Genomic DNA, 20,288 nt, shown 5'->3' on the forward strand with positions numbered 1-20,288 from the left:
ACCCGGCCGCGGCCGACCGGGCCGCCAAGGCCGACTCGGAGGCGGCGCGATCGGCCGCCCGCTGGCTCGCCGGTGACGGCATGGCCGACCCCGAGTGCGGCCACGTGTGGCGGCACATGGTGGACGCGTCCATGGTCGAGTTCGGCGACGGCGAACCGGAGCACTTCACCCAGGTCAGGCTGCGGCCGGTGGTGCGGGTGACGGCCCCGACCGGCCACCGGCTGATCGACGAGGTGCTGCTGCGCGAGCCGTTCGACTGGACGATCGACGAGTACAGCGGCACGCTCCGGGCGTGGCCCGCCATGCTGCCCTCGCACCGCGAGGTCGTGGCCGTCAACTTCCTGCCCTTCCTGCTGCGCGGCGGCTGGGGCGCAAGGGTGACGCCCACGGAGATCACCGGCCTGGAGACCGCCCAGGGCCCGATGGGCGAGGCCACGGCGGTGATCCTCGCCTTCCTCCTGGCCGGGAGCGTGCCCGGCACGATCCCGCTGGTCCTGAGCATGGCCGCCGGGGGCGAACTACCCGCCGAGGCGATCGGCCGCCAGCTCGCGCTGGTGCTGCGCCGCACGTGGCGGGAGACCCGCCCCGCCCTCGCGGCCCTGGCCGAGCTGGCCGACGCCGGCGGCCACCACGAGGTGTGGCGCATCCTGCGCGCTCTGCTTCCCGGGATGCTTCCCGGGATGCTGCCCGGGACGCCGCCGGGCGAGGGGCGGCGCGTCACCGTGATCCACGCCGAACTCGTCGCCTTCGCCGCAGATGTGGCGGGCTGGACCGGCGCGCGCGGGGAGATCCCGGTGGTCGCCGAGTTCGCGCGCGGGCGCCGGACGAGCCGCTTCGCCCACGAGTGCAGGCGCCTTCACGCCCAGCTCACCGGAGCCGCGTCATGACCTCTGTCGATCTCCGTGCCGAGGCCGGGACTCCCGCGCCCGGCCACGACGCCGGGCGGGGGAGACCGCCGCCCGGGCCGCGGCGGATGAGTTCGATCGTCCCGGTTCGGGCGCTCTCCACGTTCGGACGGTCGATCCGGGCCGTCCCCGCGGCGAAAGCGCGAGGTTAGGCTTCTCCTGTGCCTCCCTCCTACGCGCTCGAGAACCTGCTGTCCGACGGCGGGTCGAAGCTGGTGGCCGGGATCGACGAGGTCGGCCGGGGGGGCGTGGGCCGGGCCGGTGGCGGTCTGCGCGGTGGTCACGGACCTGTCCGAGCCGCCCGCCGGGCTCACCGACTCCAAGCTGCTCAGCCGGGCCCGCCGCGAGGCGATGGTCGCCGAGATCACCGGCTGGGCCGCCGGGATCGGGTACGGCGAGGCGTCCCACGAGGAGATCGACGCCCTCGGCATGACCGAGGCGCTGCGCCGGGCCGCCCGCCGCGCCCTCGCCGAGCTGCCGGTCCGGCCCGACGCGGTGATCCTGGACGGCAAGCACGACTACCTGGGCCCGCCCTGGCAGGTCCGGTGCGAGATCAAGGGCGACCTGTCCTGCGTCTCCGTCGCCGCCGCCTCGGTGATCGCCAAGGTCCGCCGCGACGCCTACATGGCCTCCCTCGGTCTCGACGCGTACGGCTTCGCGAGCAACGCCGGCTACCCCTCTCCGGTCCATCAGCGGGCCCTCGCCGAGCACGGCCCGACCGAGCACCACCGGCTGTCCTGGTCCTACCTCGACAAACTGCCCCGCTGGCGCCACCTCAGGAGGCACCGCGACGCCGCGGCGGGCGCGGGCCAGCTCGGGCTCTTCGGGTAGCCGGGGCGACGGGGATGGCCGGGGCGATGCGGATCGGCGTCTTCCTGGTCGCGGCGGGCTTCCCCGGCCGCGCGCCGGGCGAGGTGCTGCGGGACACGGTCGAGGCGGTCGTCGCCGCCGAGGAGGCCGGGTTCGACGACGCGTGGATCGCCGAGCACCACTTCATGTCGTACGGCGTGTGCCCGTCGGCGGCGACGCTGGCCGGGGTGGCGCTGGGCCGTACGAGCCGGATCCGGGTGGGCACGGCGGTGAGCGTGCTGTCCACCCGGCACCCCGTCGACCTGGCCGAGCAGGCGGCCGTCCTCGACCAGGTCTCGGGCGGGCGTTTCCTGCTGGGCGTGGGCCGGGGTGGGCCATGGGTGGATCTGGAGGTGTTCGGCACGGGGCTGGACCGGTTCGAGCGGGGCTTCGCCGAGTCGCTCGACCTGCTCTGCGCGGCGCTGGAGCGAGGCGAGGTCGCGGCCGACGGGGAGTTCTTCCGGTTCCGCCGGGTACCGGTGGTCCCGGCGGCACGGCTGCGGCCGGTGGTGGCCTGCACCTCGCCGGGGACCGCGGCGCTGGCCGCCGCCCGGGGACTGCCGATGCTGCTCGGCATGCACGTCGGCGACGAGGAGAAGGCGGCCATGATCCGGGCCTACGACGCCGCGGACCCGGGACGGGCGGACGCGCCGGCGACCGATCAGGCGGGGCCCGATCAGGCGGGGCCCGGTCGGGTGGGGTTCGATCGGGTGGACGCCCCGGCGCGCGGTCCGGAGGGGCGGCGGGACCCCGGGCACGTCGCCGCCGCCGTGGGATACGTGGCCGACTCGACGGCGCAGGCCGTACGGGAGCTGAGGGAGAGCATGCCGCGCTGGCTGGAGCCGGGGCTGGCGGGATACGTGCCGGTAGACGGGCGGCCTCGGCCGCGCCGGGACGTCCCGGCCTATGTGGACTTCCTGTGCGCGACGCATCCGGTCGGCTCAGCGGACCACTGCGTCGCGTCGATCCGGCGGACCGCCGCCGCGACGGGCCTGCGGCACCTGATCCTGATGGTCGAGGGCGCGGGCGACCATGCCCGGACGTTGGAGAACATCAGACGCCTCGGCGCCGAGGTCCTGCCCCGGATCCGTTAGTCGACCAAGGGCACAGGAAAGGACGGGAACGCGACTCCGGGTCCGCAGGACACCGCCCGGCGGACCCGGAGGAGCACAAGCCTCAGCAGTCGACGAGTTCGGGGGACTGGTTGAGGATCTGGGAACGGGCGGTGGTGAACTCGGCGTGGGCCGAGGTGGCGGACGGGTCGAAGACCGCGACCCGGTGGCAGTTCTGGAAGGCCAGCTTCACTCCGAAGTGGCGCTCCAGGGCGCCGCGCATGGCGTCGCTGGCCAGGCAGCGCAGGAGCTGGCCGCGGGCCTCCTCACTGGGCGGGGGGACGGTGTTGTCGGTGAACTCGGCGCCGGTGCGCGCCCGCTCCCGGACCAGGCCGTCGATCAGGGACCAGGCGTAGGGCAGGGAGTCGCGGACGCAGGCGACGAACGCCGCGTCGTCCACCTCGCCGGCCTGGGCCTGGTCGAGAAGGTCCTTGGAAACGGTCAGCGACATGCTGCGTTCTCCTCTCGGAAAGGGGATCTTTCAGACACTAGATCGGGTCCGTCCGCCGCTCCACCTAGCGCTGGAGCGACACTCGTGTGGGCCCGAAGACGAAATCCGGGTCGACCTGGGCCGCGAGGTCCTCGCCCACGGCCCGGTTCGCCCAGGCCCGCGCGTTGCGCAGGTGGAACTCGACGGTCTGGCGGCCGAACCGCTCCCAGTCCTTCTCCTGGGAGTCGACGTGCTTGAGCAGCACGCCGAGGGCGTCGGTGTTGGCGGGCTCCAGGTCCTCCAGGGTGAACGGGCGGCCCTGCTCCATGGCCCGCACCGCGGCCGAGTGCTCCAGGCAGACGAGCAGGTCGTCGCCGACGTGCTCGCGCAGGAAGGCGACGTCGCCGGGGCCCTGGACCTTGTTGCCGACGACCGCGATGGGCACGTCGTAGTCGGCGGCGTACTCGCGGTACTGCCGGTAGACGCCGACGCCCTGGCGGGTCGGCTCGGCCACCAGGAAGGTCATGTCGAAACGGGTGAACAGGCCGGAGGCGAAGGAGTCCGCCCCGGCGGTCATGTCCACCACGACGTGCTCGCCGTGGCCGTCGACGAGGTGGTTGAGGTAGAGCTCCACCGCGCCGACTTTGGAGTGGTAGCAGGCGACGCCGAGGTCCTCCTCGTTGAACGGGCCGGTGACCATCAGGCGCGGGCCCTCCGGCGTCACGGTCGAGAAACGGGCGTGGACCGGGTCGTCGGCCGGGTCGTCGGCAGGGTCCAGGCTCAGCAGCCGGGAGCCGCGGCCGGGCGGAGTGGTCTTGACCATGGCGGCGGCCGAGGTGATGCGGGGGTTGTCGCCGCGCAGCCACTCCTTGATCTCGGTCAGGTGGGCGCCCATCGGGCGGGGCAGCCCGCCCTCCTCCACGCCCAGGACCATGCCCAGATGCTGGTTGATGTCGGCGTCGACGGCGACGACCGGGCCGCCCTGACGCGCCGTGTATCTCGCGAACAGCGCCGACAGAGTCGTCTTGCCGCTGCCGCCCTTGCCGACGAATGCCACCCTCACGACGACGATCCAATCTGATTATGAAAACCATTGCAACCTCTGCGCGTGGCCATCATGCCACGGCGAGTGAGGTCCGGGTGCGGGTTGGCGGAAAGAGGGGCGTGTCGTGACCCGGTCCGGAGGCACCCCGGATGCAGACCATACGGGACCGTATGGAATCGTCTCGAGTGGCGACCCGGCAGGGACCGCCGGGTCGAGCCCTTCCGGGTGCCCGGATCCGGCCGCCCTGCCCTCCTACTCTCCGATCGGGAGCGACCATGCCGTACGCCGTCGAATGGCCGGAGCTCCGCGCCCTCACCCGGGACGCGGACCACGTGGACGTCAAGACAGTCGAGGGGGACGTCACCCTCAGGGAGTTCCTGGCCGGGCTCATCTCCTACGAGCCGGGCTGGATGCGCTTCCTCTACCGGGTCAGGGCGGGGTTCGTGCGCCTGCTCGGCATGCGCCAGGGTGAGCTGCCCTCGGCCGCGGGCGTGCGCCCGGAGGACGTCCCGTTCACGTCCGGGGAGAAGCTGGCCTTCTTCACCGTCACCGAGGCTGAGGAGGGGCGCTACTTCGTGGCGGGCACCACGGAGTCGCACTTGAGCGCGTGGATCGCGGTGGTGGCCGAGCCCGGCCGCTTCCACGTCGTGACCGTCGTGAAGTACCACCGCTGGACCGGGCCGGTCTACTTCAACGTCATCCGCCCCTTCCACCACCTGGTGGTCGCGGGCATGGCCAGGGCGGGAGTCGCGCCGAGAGCCGGGAGCGCGCGCCCGTAGCCGGGGCCGCCCGCTCGACATCGCGGGGCCGGAGGAGGTCAAGGGCAGGTCTCGTCGAGGACGACGGTCTCCTGAGGTGTCGGTGTCGGTGTCGGCGTCGGTGCCGGTGCCGGTGCCGGTGTGGATGCCGGGGTCGTGTCGGGGGCCGGTGCCGGGCCGGATTCCGATGCCGTCGATGCCGTCGATGCCGTCGGGCTCGGTGGCGGGGCGGGAGCAGGGGTGGTGGCCGACCGGGCGGCCGGGCCGGACGCGGCGGTGGCGCCCGGGGGCAGCGCGGCGGCGACCTTGCGCCTGATCAGGGAGTAATCGGGCGCGATGGGGTCGATCGCGGGCGGGACGAACTGCAGGCTCCTGATCCGGGTCTCCTTCACCTTGTCGGCCAGGTCGACCAGGTGGGGCAGGAGCGGCCGGGGGATGTCGGTGGACACGGTGTCCAGCGCGGCGTCCGCGATCTCTTCGAAGCCGCCGATGACCGTCACCGGGTCGGCCTGCTTGGCCACGGCGTTCAGCAGGCACTTCTGCCGGCTCATCCGGACGTAGTCGCTGGTGTGGGTGCGGGACCGGCCGTACCAGAGCGCCTCCTCGCCGGACAGGACGCGGGTGCCGGGCCGGACGACGCCCTCGTTCCGCCTGCCGTACACGATGGGCTCGGGCACGGTGAGGCGGACGCCGCCCATCGCGTCGATCATCTTGGCGAAGCCCCGCATGTCGACCATCGCGTAGTAGGGCACGTCCAGACCGAGGACGTCGCCGACCGTCCGCTTCAGCAGGGTGGGACCGCGCTCGCCGTCGGGGGTGCCGGGGACGGTCTCGGGGTGGTCCTCGGCGTACTGCCAGATCTCGTTGAGGATCCCCGGCGTGTGCGGCGGCTCGCCCGCGAAGCCGTGCGGGAAGCGGTCGCGGGCCGGGCCGGGCGGCATGGGGACGTGCTCCAGGTTGCGGGGCAGGCCGATCAGGACCGTGTCACCGGTGCGGGTGCCGACGCTCGCCACGGTCACGCTGTCGGTGCGCACGCCGTACCGGCCGGTGGCGGCGTCCGCGCCGACCAGCAGGATGTTGAGCCGGTCCCGGCCCCGCCACGGGTCGGCCGGCACGGGTGTGGTGCCGGCCGCGAACAGCGAGGTCATCACGTGCTGGGAGACGTGGGTGAGCCGGGCGGCGTAGACCGCGGGGAGCATCACCAGCACGCACAGCAGGCCCACGGCGAAGGCGGACAGCCTGCGGGCGGCCCGGCCGAGGCCCTGCGGCCGGAGGAGCCGGTAGGAACGGACGACCACGGCGGCGGTGACGGTTCCCAGCAGCAGCGCGACCACTCCGAAGGCCTGCAGCCAGCCGGGCCGCACGGCCAGGGTCAGCAGGAAGGACTTGGCGGTGAGGAGCGCGGTCGCGGCCGCCGTGATCACGGTCAGGGAGGAGATCATGAGCAGGACGCCCGTCCTGCGCCGTCCGGCCCGCAGGTGGGCCAGGCCCCACAGCACCGCCGAGCCGAGCGTGAAAGCCAGGCTCGATCCGATGCCGGGACGACGCCTGTGACCTGCCATTTCTTCACTATTCCCCGTCCGTCCCCGGAGACTGCCACAGGTTAGTACTCGATATCGGCTTATTAGGCCATGTATAGGGTCATGTCTGGATCAAATCCCATCGAGAGACGCGGGCCCGCCGGGCTCACCAGTCCGCAGCGCCCGCGAACGACGTGGGGGCCGGACGGTAGCCGAGCACCTCGCGGGCGGCGGTGATGTCCAGCGTGCGCTCGACGGCCAGATGGCCGACGGCGTACCGGGTCAGGCGGGGCGGACGCGTCCGCCCGAGCAGCCGGGCGGCCGTCTCGGCGAGGGCGGCGACGGGCTCGGCGAGCCGGAGCGGCAGGTAGTACGGCTCCGCGGCGACGCCCCGCTCCCGCAGGATCGTGCGCAGCGCGTCGTCCAGGACGACCGGCTCGGCGTCGGTGACGTTGAAGACACCGCGGGTGCCGCGCCGTACGGCCTCGGCCGCGAGCAGGCAGGCCCGGGCCAGGTTCCCCACCGAGGTGAGGCTGACCCGCTGCCGTCCGTCGCCCACGGCGACCAGCCGCCGGCCCCGGACCGCGCCGAGTACGCGGGGGAGCAGCGTCGTGTCCCCGGGACCGTAGACGGCGTGCGGGCGCAGGACGATCACCCGGCCCGGAGCCGCCTCCGCGGCGGCCCGTTCGGCGGCGGCCTTGGACGCGCCGTAGACGTTGACGTACCGCGCGACCGGGGCCTCGTCCTCGCGCGCCATCACGGTCGGCCGGAACGGGTCGTAGACGCTCGCCGTGCTCACGTGCACGAACCCGGCCCGGGGGAACGCCTCCGCCGCGCTCCGGGTCCCGGCCACGTTGGCCGCCCAGATCTCCGCCGGCGGCCCCCAGTCCGTGACGCCGCCCGCGCAGTGGACCACCGCGTCCACCTCCGGCAGCCCGGGCCGCAGGCCCCGCCCGCCGAGCAGATCCCACGGCAGGTACGGCGCGCCGCCGACGTGGGCGGGTTCCACCGCGGGCCGCCGCCCGAAGGCGTGCACCTCCCAGCCCTCGGCGCGGGCCGCCCGGCACACCGCGCCGCCCGCGAACCCCGACGCACCCGTCACCGCGATCCTCATCGCCGGACCACGCCTCCCCCCGCCTCCCCCCCCCGCATCCGCCGCCCTCGCCGTCAGGCCGTTCACCGGGCCGCCGACCGGACCGTTCACCACTGGACCGTTGATCACCGGGCCGTTCACCACCGGGCCACCCATCGCGTCCTCGGCCGGGCCACCGGCCGGGCCGTTCACCGGGCCACCAGGGCGCGGAGCGCGGCGCGGTCGAGTTTGTCGGCGCGGCCGGAGCGGGGGAAGGCGCCGAGGGCGACGACCCGGTCGGGGAGGGCGCCGGCGTCCACCAGGTCCGGCAGGGCTCCGCGCAGCCGTGCCTCGTCGTAGCCGGACGCGGGGACGACGGCGAGCACGACCTCCTCGTCACCGGTCTCCGGATCCGCCAGGCCGACGATGGCGGCCTCGGCGATCCCGGGCAGCGCGGTGATCACGGGTTCGTAGAGGCCGGGATAGATGTTGAACCCGTCGCGCAGGATCATGTCCTTCTTCCGGCCGATCAGGACCAGGCGGCCGCCGGAGATCCGGACCAGGTCACCGGTGGCGACCTCGCGCAGCGGTTCCCCGCCCAGGTAGCGGCCGGCCAGGTGCGGCCCGGAGACCAGCAGCTCGCCGTCCTCGGCCAGGCGTGCCCCCACCCCCGGCAGGGGAGCCCCGAGCAGGTCGCCCTCGGCGCCCGACCCGGTGTGGGCGAGCTTCTCCTCCGCCGAGGCGATCGAGATGGGCAGCGCCTCGGTCATCGCGTAGACCGACAGCACCTCGGGGCCCGCCCCGACCGCCCGGCGGAGCACCCCGGCCGGTGCGGGGGCGGAGCCGAGCAGCAGGTGGCGGAGGGTCCTCGGCAACCGGGGCGTCTCCCGGAGCAGCCGGTCCAGGCGGACCGGCACGGCGAAGGTGTGGGTGGCCTTCCGCTCCGCCAGCTCCGCCGCCAGGGGTCCCCGGCCGGGCAGCGACCAGGTGGCCCCGGCCATCAGCGCGGGCAGTCCCAGCATCAGCTGGTCGGTGTGCACGACGTCGCCCGGCCCGAGCGGGAACGCGCTGCGGAACAGCTCCAGCCCCGCCGCGAGCGACCCCCGCGTGTGCACCACTCCGCGCGGGCTGGCCGTGGTCCCCGACGTGAAGATCACCGCGGCGGGCTGGTCCGCCCGGGACGGCCGCGGACCGAGCTCTTCCGGAGATTCCGGCAGGCGGCTCAGCCGCAGCGCGCCGCGCGGCACCCCCGGGAGCCATGGTCCCGCGTACAGGTGGCGGACCGGATGGCCGGGGAGGGGGTCGCGCAGGTCGGGCAGGAGCAGGCCGCGGCGCCGGGCCAGGGACCTGAGCGGCCCGCTCAGGGTGTGCAGCAGCGACTCGGTGACCACCCACCTGGGCCGGGTGGCGGCCATCCGGGCGGCCAGCACCCCCGGGGCCAGGCCGGGATCGGCCAGCACGAGCGTCCCGCCCGCCGCCACCGCGCCCAGCGCCGTCACCACCGCGTCCACGCCGGGCCGTACCGCGAACAGCACCCCGTCCCCCGGCTCCAGCCCGTCCATGGCGGCCCGGACCGCGTCCACCCGGCGGGCCAGCGTGCCGTAGGCGATCTCCCGGCCGCGGCCGTCGACGAGCGCGGTCCGGTACGGCTCCCGCCCGGCGGCGGCCATGATCCCGGTGACGATGTCGTTCATGCGGCGGCGGTCCAGGGGGTGGAAGGGACCCCGGCGGCGTCCGCGAAGCGGCGGGCCGGTGGGGTCGGGCGGTCCGGGGGGCCGGGGGCGTTCATGCGGCGGTGATCCACAGGTGCTCGTAGGTGGGGATGAGGACCCCTCTGGCGGCGCGCCGTCCCGTGACGCGGACGCCGCGGGACAGCACCGTCGAGGCCACCGCGCGGATCTCCGCCAGGGCCAGGGGGTAGCCGATGCAGAAGTGGGGGCCCGCGCCGAACCAGAGGTGGCGCAACTCTGGAGGATGCGGGCGGGACGGGTCGAAGGGGCCGTGGGCGCGGGCGCAGTTGTGGGTGACGATCAGCACCCGGTCGCCGGGCCGTACCGCGACCCCGCCGACCCGCGCGGGTTCGGACACCGAGCGGAGCATCAGCGGGGTGGGGGTGGTGACCCGCATGGCCTCGTCGATCACCCGGTCCAGACCGTCCAGCGCCGCACCGGTCCCGGTCCCGGTCCCGGTTCTGAGCTCAGTTCCGGTTTCGCTCTCGCTCTCGCTCTCGCTCCCGGTTCCGGAGCCTGTGCCGGCCTCGCGGCCGGGCCCGAGGTCGATGCCGTGGTCGAAGACCAGCGCGACCAGGCGGGGCACGAAGGTGGCGACGGTCTCGGTCCCCGTCAGGAAGAACGCCCCGGCCGCGCCCCTCGCCTCGGCCGCGGACAGGCCCTGGGCGCGCATCCGGCCCATGACCGTGGCCTCGTCCTCCGCCTCATAGGCCGCCTGGGCGATGTCTCCGATCCGGTCCAGGACCTCCCGGGCGACCGCGACCTGCCGGTCCGACAACCGCCGGGAGCGCAGCGAGACCATCGAGACGACCCGCTCCCCCTCGGCGAACAGCTCCCTGGCCCGCGCCTCGGCGACCGCGGCCGAACCGGAACCCCAACCAGGCCCCGAGCCGGAACCAGAATCAGGGCCCGAGCCGAAACCTGATCCGGAATCCGAGCCGAGGTCCAGGCCGATGGTCCGGCAGATGACGGCTCCGGCCATCACCCGCATGGCGTCCACCAGGTCGACGGTCTCGCCGCGCGCCAGGCGCGCGTCCAGCGCCGCGAGCGGCTCACGCAGCACCTCGTCCACCAGGCCCGCGACGTAGGCCGGGGTGAACAGCGGCATGAGCTTCCTGCGCAGCGCCAGGTGGTCCGGGCCCTCCATGTTGAGCAGCACGGACGGCCCGAGCACCGGCGTCCACAGGTCTCCCGGCGAGCCGGGACCGTCCTTGCGGAAGCGCTCGTCGGTCAGTACGGCCCGCGCCACGGAGGCGTCGTTGACCACCACGCCCAGCCCCGGCACCCGGACCACCGGGCCGAGCCGGGCCAGCAGGCGCATCAGCGGGTAGGCGAACGGGTGGGCGGCCAGGTAGAGGCGCGCCTCATGATCCATCAGCCGGTTCACGGTCCGGTTCACGGTCCGGATCACCGGATGTCGACCACGTCGGGCCGGTAGCGGTGGTCGGCGTACCAGGCCAGCGTGCCCGCCAGACCGTAGGCCCGCAGCCGCCGGACCGAGCCGTGCACGACGACGTCGCGGCGGGAGCCGTACGCGGCGGTGACCTTGCGGACCCGGTTGACCAGGGCGCGGTCCTCGTGGACCTCCTCGATCGCGGTCCGCGGGAAGCCGCCCGCGCGCTCGTAGAGTTCCGCGGTGATGGCCAGGTTGCAGCCGGGCATCATCACGTACGGTCCCCGGTAGAGCGGGTCCCGGTTGCCCGGCCGGAACCGGCCGAACGCCGCCGCCACGTCGATCACGAACGGGATGAGCCGCCGCTCCCAGAACTTCAGCGGGAACTCGTCGGTGCGGGGCACGAGCCGCCCGCCGACCATCTCCAGGCCGTCACCGAACGCGCGGCGGATGCTCCGCACCCAGTCGGCGCGGGGCAGGCAGTCGGCGTCGGTGCGGGCGACGTGGGTCGCCCCGTGCGCGATGGCGTGCCGCACACCGGTGTCGGAGGCCGCGCCGGTGCCCTTCTGCGGCTCGGAGACCACCTGCACGCCGTGCCGCCGGACGATTTCGGCGGTGCCGTCGGTGCTCGCGTTGTCCACCACGAGCAGCGTGAAGCCGCGGTCGTCCTGCGCCGCCAGCGCGCGCAGCGTCGCCTCGATGCCGGCGGCCTCGTTGTACGCCGGGACGATCACCCACAGGTCCATCACATCTCCGCCAGCATCACGCCCATGCTGATCCCGCCGCCCAGGCCCAGCAGCGCCACCCGGTCGCCGGGTCCCCAGGAGCCCAGCGCGAGCTGGAGCGGGAGCGTGGCCGAGGCGCAGTTGCCGTGCTCGGGCAGGCTGACGACCAGCCTGTCTCCGGGAATGTCCAGCACCTCGGCCAGGAAGCGCAGGTAGGGCATCGCGACCTGGTGGACCGCCACGACGGCGAAGTCGTCCCAGGTCAGGCCGGTCCGCTTGAGCGCGTTGAGGAAGATGTCGGGACCGATGCGCTCGAAGGCCTCCTTCAGCCGCCGCCCGTCGCCCTGGAAGTAGGAGTACTCGGGGTCGCGGGGGTGGACCGAGCCGCCGCCGGGCAGGGTGCCGACCGCCCACGCGGCGGAGTCGGCGGAGAAGTCGCGGTAGAAGATGCCGCGCTCGGCGTCCGCCTCGACCAGCACGGCCGCCCCGCTGTCGGAGAGCGTGTATCCGGCGAAGGAGTCCACGAACTGCGCCCGGTCCCGGACCCGCCACCGGATCGCCCGAGACGGGGTCTCACCGGAGCAGACCAGGACCTTGCGGTGCGCCCCGGACAGGATCAGCGCCTCGGCCACCTGAATGCCGTTGAGCATGCTGTTGCAGGCGTTCTTGACGTCGAACACCGGGCACGAAAGACCCAGCTTGGCCGCCACGATGTGCGCCGTGGCGGGCTCGACCATGTCCTGCGAGGCCGAGGCGAAGATCATCAGATCTGCGTCGGCACAGGCGACGCGACCGGCCTCGTCGGCCCCGGCGGACCGGGCGACCCCGTCGGCTCCGGCTCCAGGCCGGGTGAGTCCGCGTACGGCCTCCACGGCCAGGTCGGAGGCCTGCTGGTCGTCGCGGGCCACGTGCCGCAGCCGGATTCCCGTCATGCGCTCGACGATCCCCCGATGGGGTGCGTATCCCTCGATCCGGCGCTCCACGTCCGAGCTGCTCAGTGTCCGCTCGGGCAGATACGTCGCGACGCCCGTGATACGGGCCTTCATCGCGCCCCCTCATCCGGTCAGGTCTCCCAGTGCCTGCGCAATGTATAACCCGAAATGGCATTTCTCCTAGTCAGGGGGAGCGACGAAGCCGGTCGGGCATTCTGCCGCCGCTCCACGGACGAAGGGTTGATACGATACTCATTATCATTTGAGCAGCTGTTCAGGAGTTCACCCATGGAAGCCGTCGCCGGTCTGGACGCGTGCACGACAGTGGAGCCGGACGAGGCGAAGGTGGCGGCGACCCGTGACCGGCTGGTCACCGCGGAGGAGGCCGTACGGCTGGCCGAGCTGTTCCGGCTGCTCGGCGACCCGACCAGGGCCCAGCTCCTCTACGCGCTCCTGGAGGCCGGAGAGCTGTGCGTCTGCGACCTCACCGAGGCGGTCGAGGTCAGCGACACGGCCGTCTCCCACGCGCTCCGGCTGCTGCGCACCGCGGGCATCGTGGCCAGCCGCCGGTCCGGCCGGATGATCTACTACCGCCTCGCCGACGCCCACGTGCGCATGCTCCTCGACCTCAGCCGCGAGCACCTGCGCCACGGCTGACCTCGACCTCGGCCGCGAGCACCTGCGCCACGGCTGATCCCGTTCTCGGGCCCGCGGCCCGCGGCCCGAAAGGCTCCCGTGGGAGCGACGCCGGGCCCGCCCGCCGGAAGCCGGGGCGGGGACGGCGGGTGACGGGAGGCGGAGCCGGTCAGGCGCTCGCGCAGGAGTCGTGGGTGGCGTCGAAGCCCTTGATGCTGTCGGTGTCGTTCGGGCGCAGCTCCTTGACCCCCCGCCAGTCGTCGCCGATCACGAGGACCAGCCGGCCCATCGTCTCGGCGGGGAGGAGTCGTCCGGTGGAGGCGAGCAGGTCGCGGCTGAGGACCGGCGCCTTCGTCGCGCCCCGCGGCGAGTAGGCGATCGTGGTCCGGGGGCGCGGCTTGCGCGCGGTGTCGCCGATCCTGGAGACGTGGTAGCCCCGCTCCTCCAACTGGGCCGCCACCAGCGTGCCCAGGCCGGAGCGCCAGGTCCCGTTGCGCACCTCGACGTTGATCTGCGAGCGCGGCACCCTGGCCTGTCCTCCCTTGACCCCCGATCCGGTGAGCGGCCGGTCGTGCGCGACGATGCGGAACAGCTTCGTGCTCAGCGGCTCGACCCACTCCACCTTCCCCGGGTGGACGAGCGAGTAGCGCCACGGCGTCGTGACGAAGCGGATCCGCCCGGCGGCCAGGCCCTTGGCGCTGAGCGCGAGATCCTTCATGACGGCGGGGGTGAGGCCGGGGTCGGTGGTGACCGACCGGGTGGCCGCGTCGAGGAAGCCGAAGAGCCGGGCGGGGTCGGTGAGCGTCTCGCCGCTCATCACCTTCTTCAGCATCGAGGCGATGAACATCTGCTGCCGCTGGATGCGCCCGATGTCGGAGCCGTCGCCCAGGCTGTAGCGGGCGCGGACGTAACCGAGGGCCTGCTCGCCCCGGAGCGTCTGCCGTCCGGCGTCGAGAGTGAGCAGGGCCTTGGTGTCGTTGATCGGCTCGGGCACGCAGACCTCGACCCCGCCGACCGCGTCGACCATGTCCTTGAACCCGGTGAAGTCGACCTTCACGAAGTGGTCGATGCGGATGCCGGTGAGCGTCTCGATCGTCTTCCAGGTGCAGGCGATGCCGCCGTAGTTGAACGACTCGTTGATCATCCCCACGTGGGGTACTGGCCGGGCAGCCCGTGCCGGGCCCGGCAGGCGGGGAGCGGGACCATCGAGTCGCGCGGGAAACTGACGACGACCGCGTTGTCGCGCCTCGGCGAGATGTGCGCGAGCATGATCGTGTCGGTCCGCTCCCCGGGGAACCGCCCGTACTTCGCGTTCCTGCCGTCGCGCTGGTCGGAGCCGACGATCAGGACGTTCACCGCCTTGGTCTCGGCCTTCACCGGGCGCGGCCCGAGGTCCTCCGTGCCGATCTCGACGTGCCGGACGTTCCCCGACAACCTGACGTACGCGCCGACCACCGTCGCGCTCACCCCGACCGTGACGGTCGTCACCGCCGCCACCAGCCACCACACCCACCGGCGGCGCGGCCGGGGCTTCACCGGATCCGCGGGCCTCGGAGGCGCGTCGGTCGATCCACTGCTCACCAGTTGTCTCCAGCGTGGAGGAACCGGCCCACGGGCCGAATCCCTGACGTGACTCCGGAAGGGGACGGGCCAGGGGCGTGCGCCCTGGCAGGGGAGCCGTGCTCCGGCTGCCGCCGAGTCTACTGAGCGTGCTGCGGAGTTCGGTGAAACTCCGGTGCGCCGCTCTGACGTGGCGTGATGACGGAACGCGGCTCCTGTTACGATCCGCCGATGGTTATCCGAGATGGTGGCCCTGATGACGTTCGGGCCGTTCTGGGAATGTTCGACAGCGCGGTGGCGTGGCTGACGGCGCAGGGCCGTACCGGGCAGTGGGGCAGCGAGCCGTTCTCCACCGACCCCGCCCGCGTGGCGCGGGTGGAGGAGTGGGCGGCGGGCGGCGGGATGCGCATCGCCGAGGTCGACGGCGAGCCGGCCGGCTGCCTCGTCCTCGGACCGGCGATGCCCTACGTCGTGCCCGCCCCCGAACCCGAGGTCTACGTTCGGGTCCTGGTTGTCGACCGGCGCTTCCCCGGCCGGGGCGTCGGCGCGGCGCTGCTGGAGCGGGCCCGCGCCGAGGCGGCCGAGCGAGGGGTCTCGCTGGTCCGGGTGGACTGCTACGCCGGTGACGACGGCCGCCTGGTGAAGTACTACGAGAGTCAGGGCTTCACCAGGACCGAGCCGTTCACCGTGGGCGAGTGGCCGGGCCAGCTCCTGGAACTGCGGCTCTGACGACCACCCCGTCCCCGGAGCGGCCCGCGCGGGTGACCCGCCCCGGGCCCGCCCCGGTCCGCCGGTCCGGTACGGCGGCCGCCTGTCGGTCCGCCCCGGTCCGCCGGTCCGGTACGGCCGTCAGCCGTCGGCCTTCATCGGGTAGATGCGGACCCAGTCGACCTCCATCCACGCCTCCCCGTTGCTCCCCTCGCCGGGGAACCAGTCGAGCTGCAGGCAGAGCGACATCGGGCTGCGGGTGGAGTGGGACGAGCGGAACCACTCACGCCCGTCGAGGTAGCCGACGACCCCGGCGGGGCTGTTCTCCACGGCGTAGGTGTGCCAGGTGGTCATGTCCACGTCGGCGTAGCCCAGCTCGTGCCCGCCCTTGGGGGTCTCCAGGAAGAAGTCCGCCCGCTGCCGGTTGGGGTCGTTGTAGACCCCCATGAAGTCGATCTCCTCGCGGGTGGCGCTGTACTCGCCGCCGCCCCCGCCGTTCGGCCAGAGCAGGGCCATCGGCCGGTAGGCGCCCGCACCCCGGTACAGGCGGATGCGGGTCTCCCACCGGCCGTACGACTGGGCGTGGCGGGCGCCGAGCCCCGCCGTGGTCCCGTCGGCCAGGCCGTGCAGGTAGAGCGCGCCGTTGCCCAGGTAGAGCTCCTTGGAGGTACGGCGGCCCTTGCCCGCGTGCCCGGGGGTGTCGTAGAAGACCCAGTCGGACGAGTCCAGGTACTCGTCCTCGAACTCGGCGCACCAGACCGGCGCCCCCCAGCCGCGCGCCTTGGCGGCGCTGGAACCGTCGGGGGCGGCGGGGCAGGCGGACGAGGCCTCGGCGGGCGCGGCGCCGAGCGCGGTGCCCAGGGCCAGCATCGTCACCATGCTGAGAACGGCTGTCCGGGCGCGGGAACGGAGGATCATGGATTGCTCTCCTGGAATCTGGCGCAGAGCGTGGGTGGGCTGAAGGCCCAGCAACCAACCTGAGCGGGGGCCGAACGGCCCTTGGCAGACGGGTCCGACGTCGAGGCCGCGGGGAGTGCGAAGACCCACCGAGGCGTCGCCGACGTCTGCTGACCATCATGCTCCGCCGCAGGTGAGCTGTCAGGAGAATCGGTGGTACGGCCGTGCCAGGGAGCGAGGTTCCAGCAGGTGGCGGCGGTGCCGGAGGGCGGGCAGAGCTCCCGGAGCGACGGCAGGGGAAGCGGCACGACGTCCGGCGCCGCCGGGGATCCGGACGCGTACGGCAGCGGCGACCGGACCGGGAGCTGCTCCTCCGACGAGACCTCGGCGGCCTCCGGGGCGGGGGAGACGGTTCTCCTCGGAGAGGCCGGGTCCGGCGCGGGCCGCCGTGCGGTGGTGGGCTTCGGGGCGGCCGTCCGTGGTCTTTCCGAGGAGCCGGGGTCCGGGGCGGGCCGTCGCGTGCCGGACGGGCTGGACGAGGGCTTGGCGGCGGTCGCATCCGGTACGGGCTTCTGCGTCCCCTTCTGCGGTTCCTTGTCCGGTTGCTCGTCCGGGTTCTTCTGCTGGTCTTCGTTCGCTTCCTTGTCCGGCTGCTCGTCCGGGTTCTTCTGCGGGCCTCCGTCCGGCTGCTTGCTCGGGTCTTCGTCCGGCTGCCCGCTCGGCTGCTCGTCGGGGTTCTGCTGCGCGCCGCCCGGCCGCTCGTCCGGCTTGTCAGGGGCGTCGCCGGGGGGCGCGGTGCGCTGAGGACTCGCCGTGCCCGCGGGGCCGGAGGGTTTCGCCGGGGACGGAGTGTCGTCCGCCGGCTTCTGGACCGGGCTCCGGGAGGGCTCGGCCTGCCGTTTCTCCGGGTTCTCCGGCACCGCCGTCCTGTCTCGGGAGGGACCGGGACCACGCGTCGCGGCCGCGGAGGCCGAGGGCGCGTCGGCGGTGGGGGCGGGCGCCGGATCGTCCTCATCCGGGACGGGGCCGTCCTCGGCCTCCTGCTCGGACGGCGGTACGTTCTCGCGCTCCGCAGCCCGTTCCCGATCGGGCTGCGAGGTCCGCTCGGGCCGTTCCTCGGGTGCGGGCCCGTCCTTTTCGGGTGCGGATCCGCCCTCGGACTCCGGCGCCGCCGGAGGCTCGGGGTCCACCGGGATGGGCAGCGGGTCGTCCTGGGCGGTCGGCGCCGGCCCGGGAGCCGCCGCGGCGACCCAGGGCTGGGCGGTGAGGGCGCCGGCCGTCGCGGACACTCCTGCGAGGAGGAGTCCGGAGACGAGGGTGAGGCGCCGGGAGGAGCTACGTGGGGACATGAGGGCTCTTCCTCGATCTGTCGCGGTATATGAGTCGGACCGGTCACGGGGCCGGGCCGGTTACGAGATGGGACCGATGGGGGCGGGACCCGTCACCGGAACCCGGTCACGGAGTGGGATCGGTGGGGGCGGGACCCTGTCACCGGAACCCGGTCACGGGGTGGGACCGGTGACGGCCTTCCACCCGGCCGCGGTGAACTCGGGGGTGCCGGGGAAGGCGACCTGGGGCACGACCGTGGGCAGCGGGTCGGGCGTGTTGACCCAGTCCCCCGCCCCGGCGCGGACGGTGGGATGCCAGACCATGAGCACGCTCATGGCGATGGGGCTGGAGTACGCCGGTCCGTCGTCCGCGGCGCCCTTGGTGGCGGTCACCCGCACCAGGAGGGAGACCTGGACCTGGTCCTCCGCCCGCTTGTGCCACTGCACGCCGATCGTCTCCGTCCGCAGGGCCGCCCCCTCGGGCAGCTTCCCCTCCGCGGGCAGGCCGACGGTCTCCCGCCAGCCCCGGACGGTGGCCGCCGCGGCCTTGCGGGCGTCGTCCTGCTGCTCCGGCGGGGCGTACAGGACCGCGGCCTGCTCCGCCTGGGCGGAGTCCAGCGTCCAGGCGGTCTCCAGCGCGGCCGCCGCCGCCGAGGCCGCGCCCAGCTCGGTGCGGGGGAACCCGACGGGATAGCCGGCGTCGCCCTGGTAGGCGGAGGGCGAGGCGAGGGTGACCGAGGCCGGGGCGGTTGCGGACGGCGAGGCGGCGGCCGGCGGCGGAGCCGTACCGGACCGCAGGAGACGCCACCCCACGGCCGCCGCCACGATCAGCCCGACGACCGCCAGGACCACGATGACCCGCCGCCGGGACGCGCGTCCCGGCGGGCCGAGGTCGACGTCGAGCACGGAGTCCTCGACGGCCGGCGGCACTAGTGGCTCCGGTCGGGGTGCAGGCTGAACGCCTGACCCGCCGCCGCGGCCAGTCGTAGGTAGGCGCCCCGGGTGGTGGGCCGCAGGCGGGCGAGGTCCACCTCCGCGCCCTCCTTGAGGTGCGGGTCGTAGGGGATGCGGATCACGGTGCGGCACCGGGTGTTGAAGTGGCGTTCCAGCAGGTCCAGGTCCACGTCGGTCTTCGGCTCCACCGCGTTCAGCACCACGATGGCGTTCCGCGCCAGGTCGGCGTGGCCGTGGGCGTTGAGCCAGTCCAGGGTGGCGGCGGCCGAGTTGGCCCCGTCCACCGCGACCAGGCTGACCAGCACGATCTGGTCGGCGAGGTCCAGGGTCGCGCCCATGGCCCCGTGCAGCAGGCCGGTCCCGCAGTCGGTGATGCAGATCGAGTAGTAGCGCTCGATCAGCCCGGCGACCGTACGGTAGTCCTCGGCGTTGAACGCCTCGCTGACGGCCGGATCGGTGTCGGAGGCGAGGATCTCCAGCCGGGCAGGCGACTGCGAGGTGAAGGCCCGGGCGTCGGCGTAGCGGAGGACGTGCGGCGCCTCGGCGAGCAGGGTGCGGATGGTCGCGGCGGTCTCCGACTTGACCTTGAGACCGAGCGTGCCCCGGTCGGGGTTGGCGTCGATCGCGATCACCCGGTCGCCCCGCAGGGAGGCGAGGGTGTTGCCCAGGGCCGCGGTCGTCGTGGTCTTGCCGACCCCGCCCTTGAGGCTCATCACCGCGATCCGGTGGTGCCCCCGCGCGACCGGCGTCTGGGCCTGGGCGATCAGCGTGCGCCGCTCGATCTCCGCCGCGGACTCGGCAGGGATGATCTTCTTTCCGGAGAGCAGCCAGACGAGTCGCCGCCAGCCCCCGGAGGGTTCGGGCCGCCGGTTGGTGAGCAGGTGCTCCGCGGTGAGCGGGACCGACTCCAGTTGCGCGTCGGACGGGTTGGGCGGGGTGGAGTGGATCTGGGGGGAGGTCTCGGTCATCGTCGGGGGTCCTTTCGTGCGGAACGGTGCCGGCACGGGGTCGTCAGCAGGTGCGCCAGCGCACCTTCGTGGAGATCGAGTCGTCGGGTCCGTGGAGGGTCAGCGGGACGGTGACGAAGGGGGCGGGACCGCACCAGTGGCGCACCCGCAGGGCGCGCAGGGCGATCACCGCCGTGTCCCCCCGCTCCAGGGTCCCGCCGGACGGGCTCACCACCAGGCCGGGAGCCGCCGCACGCCAGGTCAGCGGTTCTCCTGAGGTGACGGTCAGGGTCAGCTCGCCCCGGCCGTACTCGTCCAGCGTCACCTCGACGGGCAGGGGAAGCCGGGCGGCGAGCGTGCCCTCCTCGGCGGCGAGCGCGCTCTCCTCGGGGAAGGCCGTGGGCGGGGAGGGCGCGGCGGTCGTGGCGGCCTGGGGCCTGGAGGACGGCAGGGACCCGGCCGGGCGCTCGCCGCCGACGGGGCCCAGGAGGTTCATCCCCGTCAGGTCCCCGCGGTGCCGGCGACGACGATGACGACGATCTTCAACGTCGTCGTCCGGAACCGGTTCCCCGCCCATGTGAGCGCCTCGGCGAAGCGCGTCCTCAACCCGTCGCGGGGGCGTTCGGGGTCGCGGGCCGTACCGGGGGGACCGGCGGAGGAGGGGATGGAGAGGGGGACGTCGAGGTTAGCGTGCCCGGCACGGGACGCGATCTGGGAGAGCAGCGCGTCGTAGAGGGGGGTGTCGTGCGCCCGGTCCGCCGGTCCGCCCGGTCCGCCGGGCCGCCGG

The 20,288-nt window shown here is 73.8% G+C and carries 21 protein-coding genes and 1 pseudogene; 6 read left to right on the forward strand and 16 right to left on the reverse strand.

The genetic code is table 11. The features are described from left to right. From ACWJ6R_RS10490 to ACWJ6R_RS10500, 3 genes and pseudogenes are all read left to right on the forward strand, one after another. Nucleotides 1–887: hypothetical protein (locus ACWJ6R_RS10490; RefSeq protein ID WP_449062027.1), on the forward strand; the 887-nt coding region annotated here is incomplete at its 5' end. A 179-nt stretch (nucleotides 888–1,066) separates the two neighbouring features. Then, a pseudogene (locus ACWJ6R_RS10495) lies at nucleotides 1,067–1,736 on the forward strand (ribonuclease HII). Nucleotides 1,737–1,762: 26 nt separating this feature from the next. Beyond that, nucleotides 1,763–2,848, forward strand: a complete 1,086-nt coding sequence (locus ACWJ6R_RS10500; protein WP_449062047.1) for an LLM class flavin-dependent oxidoreductase — start codon at nucleotides 1,763–1,765, stop codon at nucleotides 2,846–2,848. 82 nt (nucleotides 2,849–2,930) lie between these two features. On the opposite strand, the gene ACWJ6R_RS10505 is transcribed toward ACWJ6R_RS10500, so the two are convergent. Both ACWJ6R_RS10505 and ACWJ6R_RS10510 read right to left on the reverse strand, forming a co-directional pair. Continuing rightward, on the reverse strand, nucleotides 2,931–3,317 hold the full coding sequence (locus tag ACWJ6R_RS10505) for an SCO5389 family protein (RefSeq protein WP_449062028.1): 387 nt from the start codon (nucleotides 3,315–3,317) through the stop codon (nucleotides 2,931–2,933). A gap of 64 nt (nucleotides 3,318–3,381) precedes the next feature. Further along, complete coding sequence (locus ACWJ6R_RS10510; RefSeq protein WP_449062029.1) at nucleotides 3,382–4,359, reverse strand: ATP-binding protein; 978 nt, start codon at nucleotides 4,357–4,359, stop codon at nucleotides 3,382–3,384. A 257-nt stretch (nucleotides 4,360–4,616) separates the two neighbouring features. Between ACWJ6R_RS10510 and ACWJ6R_RS10515 the strand changes: the two genes are divergently transcribed. Further along, nucleotides 4,617–5,120: a DUF2867 domain-containing protein gene (locus tag ACWJ6R_RS10515; RefSeq protein ID WP_449062030.1), complete on the forward strand. Its 504-nt coding sequence runs from the start codon at nucleotides 4,617–4,619 to the stop codon at nucleotides 5,118–5,120. Between the two features lie 38 nt (nucleotides 5,121–5,158). Here the strand turns inward: ACWJ6R_RS10515 and ACWJ6R_RS10520 are convergent, their stop codons facing one another. From ACWJ6R_RS10520 to ACWJ6R_RS10545, 6 genes are all read right to left on the reverse strand, one after another. Next, entirely contained in the window at nucleotides 5,159–6,661 is a 1,503-nt protein-coding gene (locus tag ACWJ6R_RS10520; protein WP_449062031.1) for an LCP family protein, read from the reverse strand. A gap of 124 nt (nucleotides 6,662–6,785) precedes the next feature. Continuing rightward, nucleotides 6,786–7,721: an NAD-dependent epimerase/dehydratase family protein gene (locus ACWJ6R_RS10525; RefSeq protein WP_449062032.1), complete on the reverse strand. Its 936-nt coding sequence runs from the start codon at nucleotides 7,719–7,721 to the stop codon at nucleotides 6,786–6,788. A gap of 179 nt (nucleotides 7,722–7,900) precedes the next feature. Next, nucleotides 7,901–9,385 carry an AMP-binding protein gene (locus ACWJ6R_RS10530; protein WP_449062033.1) on the reverse strand — a complete coding sequence of 495 codons (1,485 nt, stop codon included), beginning with the start codon at nucleotides 9,383–9,385 and terminating at the stop codon, nucleotides 7,901–7,903. A gap of 91 nt (nucleotides 9,386–9,476) precedes the next feature. Continuing rightward, the gene (locus ACWJ6R_RS10535) at nucleotides 9,477–10,820 is read right to left on the reverse strand and encodes a cytochrome P450 (RefSeq protein ID WP_449062034.1); all 1,344 of its coding nucleotides are present in this window, start codon (nucleotides 10,818–10,820) and stop codon (nucleotides 9,477–9,479) included. Between the two features lie 8 nt (nucleotides 10,821–10,828). Beyond that, entirely contained in the window at nucleotides 10,829–11,560 is a 732-nt protein-coding gene (locus ACWJ6R_RS10540) for a glycosyltransferase (protein WP_449062035.1), read from the reverse strand. Beyond that, on the reverse strand, nucleotides 11,560–12,585 hold the full coding sequence (locus ACWJ6R_RS10545) for a 3-oxoacyl-ACP synthase III family protein (protein ID WP_449062036.1): 1,026 nt from the start codon (nucleotides 12,583–12,585) through the stop codon (nucleotides 11,560–11,562). The genes ACWJ6R_RS10540 and ACWJ6R_RS10545 overlap by 1 nt, the downstream gene beginning before the upstream one ends. A gap of 174 nt (nucleotides 12,586–12,759) precedes the next feature. On the opposite strand from ACWJ6R_RS10545, the gene ACWJ6R_RS10550 reads away from it, so the two are divergent. After that, complete coding sequence (locus ACWJ6R_RS10550) at nucleotides 12,760–13,128, forward strand: ArsR/SmtB family transcription factor (RefSeq protein ID WP_449062037.1); 369 nt, start codon at nucleotides 12,760–12,762, stop codon at nucleotides 13,126–13,128. 148 nt (nucleotides 13,129–13,276) lie between these two features. Here the strand turns inward: ACWJ6R_RS10550 and ACWJ6R_RS10555 are convergent, their stop codons facing one another. Together ACWJ6R_RS10555 and ACWJ6R_RS10560 are read right to left on the reverse strand one after the other, a co-directional pair. Then, nucleotides 13,277–14,251, reverse strand: a complete 975-nt coding sequence (locus ACWJ6R_RS10555) for an LCP family protein (protein WP_449062038.1) — start codon at nucleotides 14,249–14,251, stop codon at nucleotides 13,277–13,279. Further along, nucleotides 14,248–14,688: an LCP family protein gene (locus ACWJ6R_RS10560; RefSeq protein WP_449062039.1), complete on the reverse strand. Its 441-nt coding sequence runs from the start codon at nucleotides 14,686–14,688 to the stop codon at nucleotides 14,248–14,250. The genes ACWJ6R_RS10555 and ACWJ6R_RS10560 overlap by 4 nt, the downstream gene beginning before the upstream one ends. A 258-nt stretch (nucleotides 14,689–14,946) precedes the next feature. On the opposite strand from ACWJ6R_RS10560, the gene ACWJ6R_RS10565 reads away from it, so the two are divergent. Beyond that, nucleotides 14,947–15,396: a GNAT family N-acetyltransferase gene (locus ACWJ6R_RS10565; RefSeq protein ID WP_449062040.1), complete on the forward strand. Its 450-nt coding sequence runs from the start codon at nucleotides 14,947–14,949 to the stop codon at nucleotides 15,394–15,396. A gap of 120 nt (nucleotides 15,397–15,516) precedes the next feature. Here the strand turns inward: ACWJ6R_RS10565 and ACWJ6R_RS10570 are convergent, their stop codons facing one another. From ACWJ6R_RS10570 to ACWJ6R_RS10595, 6 genes are all read right to left on the reverse strand, one after another. Next, complete coding sequence (locus tag ACWJ6R_RS10570; protein WP_449062041.1) at nucleotides 15,517–16,293, reverse strand: glycoside hydrolase family 16 protein; 777 nt, start codon at nucleotides 16,291–16,293, stop codon at nucleotides 15,517–15,519. Further along, nucleotides 16,290–17,621 carry a hypothetical protein gene (locus ACWJ6R_RS10575; RefSeq protein ID WP_449062042.1) on the reverse strand — a complete coding sequence of 444 codons (1,332 nt, stop codon included), beginning with the start codon at nucleotides 17,619–17,621 and terminating at the stop codon, nucleotides 16,290–16,292. The genes ACWJ6R_RS10570 and ACWJ6R_RS10575 overlap by 4 nt, the downstream gene beginning before the upstream one ends. Nucleotides 17,622–17,774: 153 nt before the next feature. Next, nucleotides 17,775–18,530 (reverse strand): hypothetical protein, encoded by a 756-nt coding sequence (locus ACWJ6R_RS10580; RefSeq protein WP_449062043.1) that lies wholly within the window; start codon nucleotides 18,528–18,530, stop codon nucleotides 17,775–17,777. Continuing rightward, the gene (locus ACWJ6R_RS10585; RefSeq protein WP_449062044.1) at nucleotides 18,530–19,522 is read right to left on the reverse strand and encodes a nucleotide-binding protein; all 993 of its coding nucleotides are present in this window, start codon (nucleotides 19,520–19,522) and stop codon (nucleotides 18,530–18,532) included. Before ACWJ6R_RS10585 ends, ACWJ6R_RS10580 begins: the two co-directional genes overlap by 1 nt. A 43-nt stretch (nucleotides 19,523–19,565) precedes the next feature. Beyond that, nucleotides 19,566–19,997: a hypothetical protein gene (locus tag ACWJ6R_RS10590; RefSeq protein WP_449062045.1), complete on the reverse strand. Its 432-nt coding sequence runs from the start codon at nucleotides 19,995–19,997 to the stop codon at nucleotides 19,566–19,568. A 5-nt stretch (nucleotides 19,998–20,002) separates the two neighbouring features. Then, nucleotides 20,003–20,288, reverse strand: a 286-nt coding sequence (locus ACWJ6R_RS10595) for a hypothetical protein (RefSeq protein WP_449062046.1), incomplete at its 5' end; no start/stop codon positions are given.

It is taken from the genome of Planomonospora algeriensis, assembly GCF_977012225.1.

Excerpts from the sequence above, each read along its gene's own strand:
- ACWJ6R_RS10500 (WP_449062047.1), top strand. The coding sequence starts at position 1,763 with ATGCGGATCGGCGTCTTCCTGGTCGCGGCGGGCTTCCCCGGCCGCGCG.
- ACWJ6R_RS10505 (WP_449062028.1), bottom strand. The coding sequence starts at position 3,317 with ATGTCGCTGACCGTTTCCAAGGACCTTCTCGACCAGGCCCAGGCCGGC.
- ACWJ6R_RS10515 (WP_449062030.1), top strand. The coding sequence starts at position 4,617 with ATGCCGTACGCCGTCGAATGGCCGGAGCTCCGCGCCCTCACCCGGGAC.
- ACWJ6R_RS10520 (WP_449062031.1), bottom strand. The coding sequence starts at position 6,661 with ATGGCAGGTCACAGGCGTCGTCCCGGCATCGGATCGAGCCTGGCTTTC.
- ACWJ6R_RS10530 (WP_449062033.1), bottom strand. The coding sequence starts at position 9,385 with ATGAACGACATCGTCACCGGGATCATGGCCGCCGCCGGGCGGGAGCCG.
- ACWJ6R_RS10540 (WP_449062035.1), bottom strand. The coding sequence starts at position 11,560 with ATGGACCTGTGGGTGATCGTCCCGGCGTACAACGAGGCCGCCGGCATC.
- ACWJ6R_RS10545 (WP_449062036.1), bottom strand. The coding sequence starts at position 12,585 with ATGAAGGCCCGTATCACGGGCGTCGCGACGTATCTGCCCGAGCGGACA.
- ACWJ6R_RS10550 (WP_449062037.1), top strand. The coding sequence starts at position 12,760 with ATGGAAGCCGTCGCCGGTCTGGACGCGTGCACGACAGTGGAGCCGGAC.
- ACWJ6R_RS10555 (WP_449062038.1), bottom strand. The coding sequence starts at position 14,251 with ATGATCAACGAGTCGTTCAACTACGGCGGCATCGCCTGCACCTGGAAG.
- ACWJ6R_RS10565 (WP_449062040.1), top strand. The coding sequence starts at position 14,947 with ATGTTCGACAGCGCGGTGGCGTGGCTGACGGCGCAGGGCCGTACCGGG.
- ACWJ6R_RS10570 (WP_449062041.1), bottom strand. The coding sequence starts at position 16,293 with ATGATCCTCCGTTCCCGCGCCCGGACAGCCGTTCTCAGCATGGTGACG.
- ACWJ6R_RS10575 (WP_449062042.1), bottom strand. The coding sequence starts at position 17,621 with ATGTCCCCACGTAGCTCCTCCCGGCGCCTCACCCTCGTCTCCGGACTC.
- ACWJ6R_RS10585 (WP_449062044.1), bottom strand. The coding sequence starts at position 19,522 with ATGACCGAGACCTCCCCCCAGATCCACTCCACCCCGCCCAACCCGTCC.
- ACWJ6R_RS10590 (WP_449062045.1), bottom strand. The coding sequence starts at position 19,997 with ATGAACCTCCTGGGCCCCGTCGGCGGCGAGCGCCCGGCCGGGTCCCTG.